Origin of the sequence: Marinomonas pontica (assembly GCF_036322735.1) — a bacterium.
Lineage (GTDB): Bacteria > Pseudomonadota > Gammaproteobacteria > Pseudomonadales > Marinomonadaceae > Marinomonas > Marinomonas pontica.
Window position 1 is genome coordinate 2,662,193 of record NZ_AP027271.1, and the last position, 14,108, is coordinate 2,676,300.

A 14,108-nucleotide genomic window follows, 5' to 3' on the forward strand; every position below is an offset into this window, starting at 1 on the left:
GTAATATTTTACCCACTCACCAAACGAGGAAATTCAATTGGCCCGTTTACCTGTTATTGTTGGCTTTGGCGGAATCAATTCGGCTGGTCGTACCTCATCACATCAAGCATATCGTCGAATTGTTTTTGATCTTCTGCCGAGTTCACTTCAGCAGGATGTATTACTCGATCTTGCCACTATCACTAACATGGCAGAGCATAAAAACGGCCTTTGGTACACACACGGTGGTGAGGCATTAGATGCCACCGCACTCGTTGACAGCATTGGAGAGTCTCTTCTTGCTCGCACCCTAATTCGTCGCATTCATCCGAGCCTATTCGATGTAGACCATGTGGTATTGCATAAATCCACCACACTGCAATCAAACCAAAGCGATGAAAAATTAAGTTTCACCATAAAAACTCGTTCACTACCTAATGACAGACCAACAAACTGGCACGTCACAGAGTTATCAAGCACACTCAGCGAAGTCACCGTTGATGGGAATTTAGAAACTTTCATTAAAGACACTCGACCACTGTCCGTCAAAGCGGCAGGCCAATTACCCACTGGGTTCGACCCGTCCAAACTTTACCAGAGCAGGAACCACCCTCGTGGTCTGCAAATGACGGTATATGGCGCCTCTGACGCCATTAAGAGCAGCGGCATTGACTGGGAAACCATTCGCAACAGAGTGTCTCCTGACCAAATGGCGGTCTACGCCGCCAACTCAATTGGACAGATGGATGACCTTGGCTTCGGTGGTATGCTGAAATCCGCATTAATGGGCAAGCGCACAACGTCTAAACATTTACCACTTGGCTACGCACAGATGCCTGCTGACTTTGTTAACGCCTATATTCTAGGCAGCGTGGGCAATGTTGGGACAGCAATCGGCGCGTGCGCAACGTACTTTTTCAACCTAGAAAAAGCGATCGATGGCATAAAAACCGGCAAATTCCGCGTTGCCATGGTGGGCGGCAGTGATGCTCCAATCACGCCTGAAATCATTGAAGGTTTTAGAACCATGGGCGCATTGGCTGAAGACACGGCGCTGCTTGCATTAGATCAAATAACCAATCAATCTGAGCCAGACCACACTCGCAGCTGTCGTCCGTTCGCCCAAAACTGTGGTTTTACCATTGGGGAATCCAGCCAATGGACACTGTTAATGGACGATGAACTCGCTATTGAGTTGGGCGCAGAAATCTTCGGTGCTATTCCAGCGGTATTCTCACACGCAGATGGCCACAAAAAATCCATTTCAGCACCGGGTATTGGGAACTATTTGACCATGAGCAAAGCCATGGCTTACCTACAGAACATCATAGGTAACGAAGGCTTAACTCAGCGCACTTTCATTCAGGCGCATGGCACAAGCACACCTCAAAACCGCATAACCGAATCCCATGTATTGAGCAAAGCAGCGACCAGCTTTGGCGCAACCGACATGCCAGTGGTTGCCATGAAAGCCTTTCTTGGTCACTCTCAGGGTACGGCGGGCGGAGACCAACTGCACCTGTCTTTGGGTGTTTGGAAAGACGGTATTTTACCTGGCATCACCACGTCACACGCCATCGCGGATGACGTTTATCAAGACGGCTTGAAGTTCCAACTAAAGCACGAAGCGTATGGAAAAGACTATTTTGATGCCGCCCTGCTCAATTCAAAAGGCTTTGGCGGTAACAATGCGACGGCCGTTTTGCTGTCTCCAAACCAAACCTTGAAAATGCTCTGCAAGCGCTACTCCGAAGAACAAATGAGCGCTTACCACGCAAAAAATGTCGATGTAGCAGCCGCGGCAGAAGACTATAACCAAGCAGCGATTCGCGGGGAAACGCTGCCTATCTATAAGTTTGGCTTCAATGTACTTGGCGGCGAAGAGCTAAACATCACCGACAAATTCATACAGTTACCAGGCTACGAATTGACCGTTGACCTCAACATAGACAATGATTTTAGTGATCTAAAATAACATTGTGCTTATGCAATTGGGCTGACCAACTCCTTACTAAAATTGGATGTTGGCCAGCCTTTCTTGCAAGAAATCCAGCAGCAAGCGAGTTTTTCGCGACATCAATTTTCGTTGCGGATAAACAGCATAAAAGCACAATTCATACCCCTTACACCTCGGCAATAAGTTAACCAGCTCTCCCGATTCAATGTATTTTGATACCAAAAAATCCGGCTGATAAATCACCCCCATTCCCGCCAAAGCAAAACGCGTTAATGCACTGCCATTATTTGCACTGAAAGCACCAGAAATAGTTATAGAACGCAAGATTCCATCCTCATCCGTGACCGACCAACGATTTGGCACCAATGCATTGCGATATAAAAGACAGGAATGTTTTTCCAACTCTTCGATTTGATTAAGGCCACCATGCTCAGCAACGTACTCAGGGGATGCACACACAAACCCCTTTGAGTAACACAAAGGCCGCGCAATAAATTGATCGCCGCCCAAGTCGCCACCTCGAATCGCGAGATCAACTCCAGATTCCGTCATATCAACACGTTTATCACTGAAATCAATATCCAGTTCAATTTGCGGATACAATTGACTAAAGCGACTCAACAAAGGAACAAGGTGAGACAAGCCGAAATCCATAGGAACACTGACTTTCAATAGCCCTTTTGGCTTTTTGGTCAACTCCCCTATTTCACCTTCCGCCTCCTCTATGGCGTCCAAAATAGAAACGCAATGCTGATAATATTTACGTCCCGCATGAGTAATGCTGATATTGCGCGTATTACGCTGAAGAAGCTTAGTACCTAATTCTTCTTCAATAGCATTGATATAGCGCGTTACCATAGGGCGTGATATGTCCAATGATTCACTGGCCAATCGAAAACTCTCTGCCTCATAGACACGGCAAAATACCTTCATGGCTTGAAGTTTATCCATTCATTTCCCCTAAGATGAAAAAGTTCCGCACTGATTATTTCTAATAGTGAAATATTGAATTGTATTTTACGCCGATTATTTATTTAAAAAAACAAATTACACTACACGCATCTTTGAATCAATGAGAGGAACAACCGAATGAAAATCATCTCTATCAGTGCATTACTGCTTGCTTCTAGCGTATCGATGGCCGCTGACTACAAAATCGACCCAGCGCATTCCGGCGTGATATTTAAAGTCGGGCATTTAGGCGTTAGTACAACTCCTGGTCGCTTTAATGAGTTCGAGGGAAACTTCTCTTTAGCCGATGATGGAAAATCAGGCAGCGCCACGCTAACCATCAAAGCAGACAGTGTCGACACCAACCACGAAGCTCGCGACAAACACCTTCGTAGTCCAGACTTCTTAGACGTAAAACAATTTCCGTCTCTTACTTTTAACAGCACAAAGTTTGATGGCAAAACATTGTCTGGTGACTTAACACTGCACGGTGTGACTAAACCGGTTAGCTTTGATGTGAATAAAATAGGCGAAGGCAAAGACCCATGGGGCGGCTACCGCGCAGGATTTGAAGCGAAGACCGTTATTCAACGCAGCGATTTTGGCATCACTTATTTCATTCCAGGCGTAACCGACAGAACTGAAATCGAAGTGTATGTCGAAGGCATTCGCCAGTAACCGTAATTCATCAAGGAAACAGAAAAGATCATGTACGAAGAAGCCAGCAATTCCACAATGTTAATGTTATTACATACGGCAGTTTACCCCTTTATTGCCGCACTAATAGTCAGTGTTATTGCTGGCAAAGTGTTACGTGCATCGTCTTATCTTGGTTACCTTGGTGGCTTTCTGGTCGGACTCAGCCTGATCCATTCAGGCTTGAGTTTCCCTCCAGCCCAAGCCATTGACTACTACAGTATCACTACGCTGATCGGTATTATTGGTGTTTTACTTCTCACAACTACAATGACGCCCGGACGACGCTATGGCGTTACCTTTGTCTTATCAGGGCTGTCTTTTTATCTACTATTAAACCCTGTTTTGAAACACTCAGGGCTCAGCATCAGTCTTAGTTGGGCTGTTGTGAGTGCGGCTATTGTATTGACTCATTTGTTTATGACATCTAAACACGAAGCGACATCAAACGATACCCAGACAAAACAAATATTGTCACCACTCATCACTCCAATTGGACTGATGATAACAGCAGGCAGCGCCGCTCCTGTTGTATCAATAGGTGGAAGTTTATTGATTGGTCAATTATTAGGTGCGTTTGCCGCAGCCATGTTTGCTTATGTGATCGTCGCTTTTATGACGCGAAGCGCCCAACAATACAGTTCGCTTCCTGCCGCATTATTACTGGGCGGCTTGATAACACAAAGTCATGTTTTGGCCGACATTCCACTTTCGGTCATGCTAATCATCACAGCGGGCAGCTTCGTCACTCCGATTGCTATACAGTTCAGTAAACTAGCCAATAACAAACACAGCATCTTGATTATGGCATCACAGGCCATCGCCAGCTTACTTATCAGTGGATTCTGTTTATGGTTAGTATGGCCAGAAAGCAGTCTATATTAATCCTTAAAAATAGAACGTGAAGATCGCCATAGTGGCAATATAATGGCCGCTATGGCAATGTTGATAGCACAATACGAAAGCAAGAAAATCATTTCACTACTATCAAATCCTAGATACGCGCAAACAAACATGGTGTTGGGCAAAACAGCAAACAACCACAACCCAACCACCAAAAAAAACCGTCCAACACCAGAGATGCCTTTCACTTTACTTAGCAGCCACGCGGTAAAATACAAATACATCAGCACTGATACAAGAAAGCCCAACACCAAGCTAATCGAAGGTCGTGCAAGCAAACCATCAACAACAAAGCGGTCTAAAAATATTGAAGGGGCGGAAGCATACCAAACGCCACCCACAATAATCTGAAGTAAAAAAACCAACAAAACCGCTTTATGATTTACTTTGTACACACCAACCCCTTATTGCTTATTTACACCAACCAACCTTTGTTAGTTCGCTTTATATAGTTCCTTAACCAGACTGCGTAATTTTGATCTCCATGGGCGCTGCTTGATGCCGAAGTGATTAAATATCTTTCGACAAGACAACGATTGCCGCTGCATCGCAGAGGTTTCCTGAACTTCTGGAAATGAATCACCAATGGCTTCCACTTCCACTTGTGCTTTAGGGTCAAATTGCCCCGAGGTCGCTACAATCGCCTCAACCAAACGGATCCAACTGATCTCTTCTGCACAACAATAATGGTAAACGCCTTTGTTTTCAGCGCCATAATGCCCCTGATTTACCATGGACAAAATAACACGAACCAAATCGGAAACCGGCGTAGGGCTACCAATCAGGTCATCTTTGTATGCAAGGTTAACGCCATCCTGGATCAAACCCAACGTCCTACAAACAAAATCATCACCTTGACCACTAAACAACCAACCAGTGCGCAATACAATATTATCTGGATTACTTAGCACAATAGACTCTGCAGCGATCAAGGCTTGCGCATAGGGCTCAGTACTATCTGGCGTGTCTGTTTCCGCATAAGGCACTTCTTTATTGCCAGAAAATACCCTCGCACTGCTGATCATAATCAACGGAGCGTTTGCACGATCGCCAAAGTATTGCAGCGTTGATTGAAATTTTTCGTAATCGCTTTGCAACGCATAGCGCAAGCTCAATGCATCAATCACAACATCAAACTGCATGTCATCCAATTCTGCCCTTCTGTTAACGTCGAGCAATAACGACTCTTCAGGGCAAATCCAAAAGAACTCATTTTTTTCTTTCGATAATTGCAATAACGACGAACCAACTTCCGTCCCACTTCCCAAAAGAAGGATACGAATTGGGGCATTAATATCCGCTGTAGTATTCAAAGCACACCCTCATTCCACTTAGGAAAAACTCTAAGTAGATTATCACATGTCTGCGCTGCAATCCGCTCAACATTTTCCGATCTTATCGTCGCCACACTCTGAGCTATCAAGGGAATAGAAAGTGGCGTGTTTAGCCTTCCTTGATAACCATTCAATGGCATATCAGGTGAGTCTGTTTCCAAAACAAAATCCAAATCATTCAACGCCGCTAAAACACGATGCGCTTTTTGCGCTCTTGGGTAGGTGATTGTCCCCCCGATCCCCAGCACAAAACCAAAATCGATGAATCGTTTGGCCTGCTCTGCACTGCCGTTAAAAGCGTGGACGACGCCACCGTGTTTAAACTTCGCTTCTTTTAGACATTTCATTACCAAGTCATAACTTTTTCTGGCATGTAGGACAACCGGCAACTGCAACGCGCTGGCCACGCTCAATTGACGCGAAAAATACGCAAGCTGTAACGTCATGTCTACCGCATTGGGCCAACAATCCAGTCCAATCTCCCCTACCGCCACAACGCCCTGCGCCTCACACTGATCACCCAGCAACTCTATTTGATCCATTGTTGCGCCAGCCAGAAAATATGGATGCAAACCGTATGCGGCACGCCATTGCGGGTACTTATTGACCAGCAGCGCCAATTTAGACCAACTAGAATACGTTGTCGCTGGCACCAAAAAGCCCGACACATCATGTTCAGCGCATCGCAGCATGAGCGCATCCCGCTGATCATCAAAAACATCAAAATCTAAATGGCAATGGCTATCAATATACATACACAAAAGATTACATGAATTCGGTATAAAAGCACGAGTTTATAAAATAGACAAAAACAAAAAAGCCGTGCTAGATGCACGGCTTCTGGGGAACACTGTCAATACAATCAGTTAAAGCGATGGGCCCGCTTTAACAATGCTGTCTGATACGGTTTCAAATTTCTTAAAGTTCTCAACAAACTGAGCAATAAGATTTTTCGCTTGCGCTTCATAAGCCGCTTGATCAGCCCACGTTTTACGAGGGTTTAACAATACACTGTCAACACCCGGCACATGAACAGGAACATCAAGGTTCACATCAGCCAAATGTTCTGTCTCAGCACCCACAAGCGCACCAGACTGAATAGCCGAAATCACAGCACGGGTCGTTGGAATACTAAAACGCTTGCCACCTTGACCATGCGCACCGCCAGTCCAGCCAGTATTAACCAAATACACCTTGCTACCAAACTCTTCAATACGCTTGATCAAAAGATCCGCATACACATCGGCAGAACGAGGGAAGAAAGGCGCACCAAAACAAGTAGAGAACGTAGACTTAATGCCCGTACCCGCACCCATTTCTGTAGAGCCCACTAGCGCAGTGTAACCACTTAAAAAGTGATAAGCCGCTGCTTCTTTTGTCAAAATAGACACAGGAGGAAGAACGCCTGTTAAGTCGCAAGTCAAAAAGATAATTGCATTAGGTTCACCTGCACGGTTACCGGCAGCACGCTTTTCAATGTGCTCACGAGGGTAACCAGCACGACCATTCTGAGTCAAAGACGTATCTGCGTAATCAGCAACTCGTGTTTCAGGGTCGAGCACCACGTTTTCAACGATTGTACCGAATTTGATCGCATCCCAAATAATAGGCTCATTCTTCTGAGACAAATCGATGGTTTTCGCGTAGCAGCCACCTTCAATATTGAAAACAGTGTCTTTACCCCAACCATGCTCGTCATCACCGATCAAGAAACGCTCAGGATCCGCAGACAATGTCGTTTTACCTGTACCAGACAGGCCAAAGAACAAGGTTACGTCTTCTTCCGTGCCCACGTTGGCTGCACAGTGCATTGGCAACACATCATAAGCCGGCAATAAATAGTTTTGAACAGAGAACATCGCTTTTTTCATCTCACCGGCATAACGCATACCAGCGATAAGCACTTTGCGTTCAGCAAAGTTTAGAATGACACAACCGTCAGAGTTAGTGCCATCACGCTCGGGATCACAAACAAAGTTTGGCGCATTCAAGATCTGCCATTCGCCTTTGCTGGATGGGTTATACACATCAGGGCGAATAAACAAATTGCGGCCAAACAACTGATGCCAAGCCGTTTCAGTACGCATGATGACAGGCAAATAATACTCATCACCTGCACCCACATGAATATTGGACAAGAACGACTCTTGTGAATCTAGATAAGCAGCAACGCGGTCCCAAAGAGGCGCGAACTTTTCTTCAGGGAATGGACGGTTAACAGGTCCCCAATGAATACTGTCTTTACTGGATGCTTCTTCCACAATGAAGCGATCCATAGGAGAACGACCGGTACGTGCACCCGTTTCAACAACAAGCGCGCCATTATCGGCAAGAACACCTTCGCCATTTTGCAGGGCTTTTTCAACCAACTGAGGCGTCGTTAAATTGCTATGAATAGTGATTACATCTGATGCGGAGTTCATGCTGCTAAATCCTCTGAACTATAAAAGATTGTCTGGTCATTCTTATTATTATGCGATTTTTTTTCTGTGAAAAGGATAGTAACAAAACAATCTAAAAAAAAATATTGTTATAACAATATGTTATTTTATTACCATTATGAAACTTCAACAAAATCTACAAATCATTGAAAAACAACAACTTTTATTCAAAACGTTCCAATGAATCACTTTTAAGGAAGATAACACTTCCGCTCAAAGCGCATATTCTTGTAGTTTTCTTTCTTTTTTGTAGTCTTACTACTAAATGGAAAACTTCCTACCGATCAGAGAACACATACTTAAAATCAGACCTTTCACATAATTAGAGCGGGATAAAGCCGTTATGTTTGTAAGGTTTCTATTGAAAAACCGCAAAAAAACATATTTTTTTGAACTTTTCTTACCTCTAACATGTCCTGAATTGTCGTGCTTCATGGTAAGATTATTTCCTCAATTTCCCCCTATCGCTCAAAAAGGTTGATCTATTTTTATGTTAAAAACGAATCAGAACTGCAATATTGGATTTGTCGGCCTGGGTGTCATGGGTAAAAACTTAGCCTTAAATCTAGCAGACCATGGCTACCGAGTTGCAGGTTTTGATCTTGACACACACAAAGTGCAAGACGTTCTTGACACAGAAGCCGCTGAACGTCCTGACGCATCAGCTGATGCTCGCATCATTGGTTGCTCAAGCATGGAAGACATGCTTTCGAACCTAGTAAAACCGCGTGTTATCGTGGTACTCGTACCAGCCGGAAACCCAGTAGACGCTGTCTGCCATAGTTTAATTGACGCAGGACTAGAAGCGGACGACATCGTCGTTGACTGTGGTAACAGCCAATGGACAGACACCATTCGCCGCGAAGCGGAATACAAAGAAAAATTCAAATTCTTCGGAACCGCCGTCTCTGGTGGTGAAGTAGGCGCTCGATTTGGCCCGTCACTTATGCCGGGCGGTGATGCCGATTCTTGGAAATACCTACAGCCAATGTGGGAAGCGGTTGCGGCCAAAGTAGATGAAAACGGCAAGCCGATTGTTAGTAACACACCTGGCAAACCCGTTACGGAAGGCGAGCCTTGCACCGCCTACCTTGGGCCAAATGGCGCAGGACATTACGTTAAAATGGTTCACAACGGCATTGAATACGCGGATATGCAGCTTATTTGCGAAGCGTATCACTTGTTGCGCTCGTTGCTGGGTTACGAACCAGAAGAAATCGGCAAATTGTTCGAAAAATGGAACCAAGGTGTTTTGAACAGCTACCTAGTCGAAATTACCGCGGACATTCTTCAGCAATACGATCAAAAAACCGGCGCACCACTGGTCGACATGATTCTAGACAGCGCCGGACAGAAAGGCACTGGTCGTTGGACATCCATCAGCGCAACGCAAATGGGCGTTCCTGCTGGCATCATCAGTGAATCTGTTTACGCTCGTGCACTTAGTACCCTAACAGGTGAGCGTGAGCTAGCCGCTAATAAGCTTGTTGCGGAAGTAGAAAGTGGTGACATAGAAGCCGAAGAAGTAGAGAAGGCAATCGAAGAAGCACTGTACTGCGCGAAAATTTGTGCCTACGCTCAAGGCTTCCAGCTGATGCGTGCGGCTCAAAAAGAATACGATTGGACGCTAAACTTTACCGATATCGCGAAAATTTGGCGTGGTGGCTGCATCATTCGAGCTTCCTTCCTGCAAAAAATCGCGGACGCCTTTATTGAAAACCCACAACTTGAAAACCTATTGCTAAGCGACTATTTCGCGGACGCTATGGCCAGCAAGCAAACAGGTCTTCGTAAAGCCGTCGTTCTAGCAGCACAGTCTGGCATTCCGACACCTTCTTTCTTCTCCGCTTTGGCTTACTTTGATGGCTACCGGTCAGAAGTTTTGCCTGCTAACTTACTGCAAGCTCAGCGTGATTACTTTGGCGCGCACACCTACGAACGAGTAGACGCAGAGCCAGGTGAAAAATTTCACACTTATTGGCAAGAAGAAGGTCGTCCTGAGCGCAAAGCGTAAGACCGACATCTAGCAAAAATAAAAAACGCTGACTTACCAAGTCAGCGTTTTTTTATCTCAAATTTGGGCTTAATGTTATAAGATTTAAGCCACGAAATAGAATGATGTAGACAGTGGCGTCATTACTTCATTTTCTTTTCCATCGACGTCAACATCCCTCTTAACATGCCAACCTCCTGTTGATCCAATCGTGAACGCTGAAACATGCGACGAAAGCGCGTCATGACTTGCATCGGCATTTCTGGATCCAGAAACTCCGTCTGAACTAACACTTTTTCTAAGTGCTCAAGCAAGTAATCGATCTGCTCCACATTGGCCGCTGGCACGTCCCATTTACTGGCTACAACGGGCGTGTCTTTCATCAAAAGCGTCTTCATGCGCAATTCATAAGCGATAACTTGCACTGCAGCCCCTAAATTCAATGAACTAAAGGTTTCGACAGAAGGAATGTGAACATGGTAATTGCAGCGCTGTAATTCTTCATTGGTCAAGCCTCTATCCTCACGACCAAATACAAAGGCAGTGACTAAACCTTCATCAAACACCAAGTCAGCAGCTTGTCGCGGATCCACCAAAGGCCAAGGAATATTGCGCTCACGAGCACTGGTACCAATAACAAGCTGGCAATCTGCCAACGCCTCTTCCAATGTATCGACCACCACCGCATTGTCTAAAATATCCGTTGCACCTGAAGCGCGACTAATGGCTTCGTCGCTGGGATAAAGTTTGGGCGCGACCAAATAGAGCTCAGCGAGCCCCATATTTTTCATTGCGCGAGCAGCACCGCCGATGTTACCTGGGTGAGATGTGTTAACAAGGACAATTCTTACAGTATTTTGCATTTTATGAGGCACCAATAATCGCGGTCGAACAAACGCACCTATCTTAACAGATATTTAACACAAAGCTCCAAAGTGATCATATTTTAACCAAAGTTTTACTGGCAAAAAAAACACGCTTACGCTAGAATTCGGCTCTTATTTATAGGCGCTCGGTTTTGTCGTTTTTTTACTTAGGGAATTACGTAGAAAACGTACCTTTGTGAATCCAATTGACGAAACGGAGACCGCCCGCTCTTTAACACTTTATTTGGCAACCTATCGTCTTTTTTGACGATATGTGCATTTTAATGACGGAATAATTGACGGTAAATTATGCAACCTAGAATCAATGTCGCACTTAAAGCAGCTCGTGCCGCTGCAGAATATATTGTTCACTCGCAAGAAAAATTGTTGTTTGACAAAGAACAAGGCCAATCAGCGGAACAAGTTTACCAAGCGGTTTGCTCTGGCGCAGAACGTAGCATTGTTTACCACCTTGAAAAAGCTTATCCAGCCGACACCATTACCACTCGCCTTCAAGGCACAGTACAAAATGGTAATGAAGGCGAATGGATTATTGATGCAATTCAAGGTCAGCACCTATTCTCACGCGGCCTAACTGGCAACGTTATTACCATGAGCTACGTGGTTGCCGGTAAAGTGGAGCACGCACTTGTGCTCAACCCTCACACCAAAGACGAGTTCTACGCCAGCAAAGGCCGTGGTGCTTACCTAAACAATTCTCGTATTCGCAGCAGTTCAGCTCGCACGCTAGAAAACGTTACTGTCGCAGCGCAATTCCCTGCAACAGATCGTCTTATGCCATACCTGTCTGGCCAATTCGCTGTACTGACTGAAATCGCCGAACAAGGCGCTCGTGCTGTTATGCAAGACTCTCCTGCATTGATGCTGGCTAACGTTGCCGCAGGTCGTACCGACGCTGCCTGGGGAATTAAACTTCAAGAATGGGAAATGCAAGCCCCGCTATTCATCGCAAAAGAAGCCGGTTGTCTATTCGCGGGGTTTGATGGCTCACCAAGCCTAGAAAAAGGTGACGTATTGTGTGCAGCACCACGTTTATTCAAAGTATTGCTACCTGTATTAAACAAGCACCTTAACTAAGCTTACGGCTCCTTGATAAGTACAAACTAAAAAGCCTCTTCTCGCGTGAGAAGAGGCTTTTTTTCGCCTATCCTAAACAAGTTTAGTGTTTATGGTGGTGGCTGTGTTCGTGATGATGGTCGTGTACATCTTCATCATGATGGTGATGATGATCGTCGCTTGGAATACTTTCCCCTGGATAATACAAACCAATATCTTGACGCACTTCATCCAAGGTAGCGATCAGCTCTAAACTGTCCTGCCAGCTATGATTTGGGCTTTGAATTAGCCCCTCTTCAAGACAGCGATTAACTTCATCGGCTTCGAATTGATACCCGTTACCCGGAAAATCAAACTCAACAGCTCGCTCAGTATTATCAGAACGAACAATACGACACGATTTTGCCTTGAACCATTCTGAGTCTATTTCTATGAAGCCCTCAGAGCCCGATAACGTTGCACGGTTCGGGTTACAAGAAATCAGCGAGGCATCCAAAGACGCCAATTGACCGCTTTCCCAACCCAAAAGAATCTGCTCAAACAAGTCCACATCCGTGTCACCGATCACCGCTTGGTTTTGCACAAAATCGGGCTTGCCAAAAAAGAGTTGAGCAAGAAACACAGGGTATATACCAATGTCCAACAACGCGCCGCCGCCAAGCTCAAGATTCATCAAGCGATGATTTGGGTCTGTCGGTGCCAAGAAATTAAAGCTCGCTTGAATGCTATTCAACGAGCCTATTTCCCCTTCTTCCACCCATTCAAGCACCTGCTCGATGACAGGGTTGAAGCGCGTCCACATCGCTTCCATCACGAACACGTTACGCTCTAAAGCTAGATCATATAATTCCCTAGATTGCGCTTCATTGATGGTAAATGGCTTTTCACACAACACGGCTTTTCCGGCCATAATGCAGGCTTTTGCCAAGTCATAGTGATACACATGCGGTGTGGCAATATAAATAACATCGACTTCATTGCTGTTGATCAGCGAAAAATAATCAACAAACGCCAACTCAATATCAAATTCTGCCGAAAATCGGTCTGCAGACGCTTTATCACGAGAAGCCACCGCACGAAGTTCGCCGGCTTTGACATGACAAAAATCGCTCGCGAATAAATGAGCAATATGGCCCGTACCAATAATACCCCAGCGTACCTTCTTCATAGGATTCTCCCCATAGCTATCATCAAAATCGCACTAAGTTTGACGTTAAAGAAGATTATAGTCCACTGGCATTTTCAAGCTCTTGAATCCGCTCATTTAATGTGACAATTCGTGCTTCCAGTTCCAATACCTTAGCTTCCAGCTGTTGCGTATATTCATCACCATTCGCAGAGGAAGAAGGCTCAGCAGACGTGTTAGTTGGACGTTCAGAGTCCGTGCAAAAACACTCTTGATATCGTTGCTCGCGCTTACCCGGCTCCTTAGGAAGCTGGCACACATAAGGACCGCCCGTTTTATTCTGTAGAGATAGCAAAGCGGATTCCACTTCCTCTCTGGACTGAAACGTATGCAAGCGCCCGCTACGGGAACGAAACTCACCCGGTGTTTGAGCACCTCGGACAAACATCAGACACACAATGGCGGTTTCGGCAGGCGTTAATTGCAGATCAGAGAACTCGGTATTGCAGAACCTATGCTGATATTTACTCACACGACTGTTCGACGCATTAATTTCGGTCACCAACCCTCGAGACACTAATACATCTAAGGCATCTTGTACGTCCAACTCGGACAATTGCGTGACAGGATCGCGATTGGATTTTTGATTACAGGCATTAACCAGGGCATTAACGCTAAGCGGATATTGATCGGGAGTCGTTATCTCTTTTTCCATGAGACAACCAATAATACGCATTTCAATAAAATTCACTTCGTGATAACTCATGACATTTCCTAATTTATTC

The 14,108-nt window shown here is 45.2% G+C and carries 13 protein-coding genes; 5 read left to right on the plus strand and 8 right to left on the minus strand.

Translation table 11 applies throughout. The features are described from left to right. Positions 1–37 precede the first annotated feature (37 nt). Positions 38–1,954 (plus strand): beta-ketoacyl synthase, encoded by a 1,917-nt coding sequence (locus tag AABA11_RS12535; protein ID WP_338268431.1) that lies wholly within the window; start codon positions 38–40, stop codon positions 1,952–1,954. Positions 1,955–1,990: 36 nt separating this feature from the next. Here the strand turns inward: AABA11_RS12535 and AABA11_RS12540 are convergent, their stop codons facing one another. Continuing rightward, positions 1,991–2,887, minus strand: coding sequence for a LysR family transcriptional regulator (locus AABA11_RS12540; protein ID WP_338268434.1), 897 nt, complete (start codon positions 2,885–2,887; stop codon positions 1,991–1,993). Between the two features lie 138 nt (positions 2,888–3,025). Between AABA11_RS12540 and AABA11_RS12545 the strand changes: the two genes are divergently transcribed. Next, on the plus strand, positions 3,026–3,565 hold the full coding sequence (locus AABA11_RS12545) for a YceI family protein (protein ID WP_265729972.1): 540 nt from the start codon (positions 3,026–3,028) through the stop codon (positions 3,563–3,565). 57 nt (positions 3,566–3,622) lie between these two features. Next, the gene (locus AABA11_RS12550) at positions 3,623–4,468 is read left to right on the plus strand and encodes a hypothetical protein (RefSeq protein ID WP_338268438.1); all 846 of its coding nucleotides are present in this window, start codon (positions 3,623–3,625) and stop codon (positions 4,466–4,468) included. Here the strand turns inward: AABA11_RS12550 and AABA11_RS12555 are convergent. From AABA11_RS12555 to AABA11_RS12570, 4 genes are all read right to left on the minus strand, one after another. After that, positions 4,465–4,881, minus strand: a complete 417-nt coding sequence (locus AABA11_RS12555) for a hypothetical protein (protein ID WP_338268441.1) — start codon at positions 4,879–4,881, stop codon at positions 4,465–4,467. The genes AABA11_RS12550 and AABA11_RS12555 overlap by 4 nt on opposite strands. 39 nt (positions 4,882–4,920) lie before the next feature. Next, entirely contained in the window at positions 4,921–5,799 is an 879-nt protein-coding gene (locus AABA11_RS12560; protein WP_338268444.1) for an SDR family oxidoreductase, read from the minus strand. Continuing rightward, positions 5,796–6,575 carry a TatD family hydrolase gene (locus tag AABA11_RS12565; RefSeq protein WP_265729968.1) on the minus strand — a complete coding sequence of 260 codons (780 nt, stop codon included), beginning with the start codon at positions 6,573–6,575 and terminating at the stop codon, positions 5,796–5,798. Before AABA11_RS12565 ends, AABA11_RS12560 begins: the two co-directional genes overlap by 4 nt. Before the next feature lie 111 nt (positions 6,576–6,686). After that, positions 6,687–8,243, minus strand: a complete 1,557-nt coding sequence (locus tag AABA11_RS12570; protein WP_265729967.1) for a phosphoenolpyruvate carboxykinase — start codon at positions 8,241–8,243, stop codon at positions 6,687–6,689. Positions 8,244–8,751: 508 nt separating this feature from the next. Between AABA11_RS12570 and gndA the strand changes: the two genes are divergently transcribed. Continuing rightward, positions 8,752–10,275 carry an NADP-dependent phosphogluconate dehydrogenase gene (gndA, locus tag AABA11_RS12575; protein ID WP_265729966.1) on the plus strand — a complete coding sequence of 508 codons (1,524 nt, stop codon included), beginning with the start codon at positions 8,752–8,754 and terminating at the stop codon, positions 10,273–10,275. A 122-nt stretch (positions 10,276–10,397) separates the two neighbouring features. Here the strand turns inward: gndA and AABA11_RS12580 are convergent, their stop codons facing one another. Next, positions 10,398–11,117 (minus strand): RNA methyltransferase, encoded by a 720-nt coding sequence (locus tag AABA11_RS12580; RefSeq protein WP_265729965.1) that lies wholly within the window; start codon positions 11,115–11,117, stop codon positions 10,398–10,400. A 312-nt stretch (positions 11,118–11,429) separates the two neighbouring features. On the opposite strand from AABA11_RS12580, the gene AABA11_RS12585 reads away from it, so the two are divergent. Further along, complete coding sequence (locus AABA11_RS12585; RefSeq protein WP_265729964.1) at positions 11,430–12,218, plus strand: inositol monophosphatase family protein; 789 nt, start codon at positions 11,430–11,432, stop codon at positions 12,216–12,218. An 82-nt stretch (positions 12,219–12,300) separates the two neighbouring features. Here the strand turns inward: AABA11_RS12585 and AABA11_RS12590 are convergent, their stop codons facing one another. Next, the gene (locus AABA11_RS12590; RefSeq protein ID WP_338268450.1) at positions 12,301–13,365 is read right to left on the minus strand and encodes a Gfo/Idh/MocA family protein; all 1,065 of its coding nucleotides are present in this window, start codon (positions 13,363–13,365) and stop codon (positions 12,301–12,303) included. Between the two features lie 55 nt (positions 13,366–13,420). Next, positions 13,421–14,089, minus strand: coding sequence for a YceH family protein (locus tag AABA11_RS12595; protein WP_338268451.1), 669 nt, complete (start codon positions 14,087–14,089; stop codon positions 13,421–13,423). Positions 14,090–14,108 lie beyond the last annotated feature (19 nt).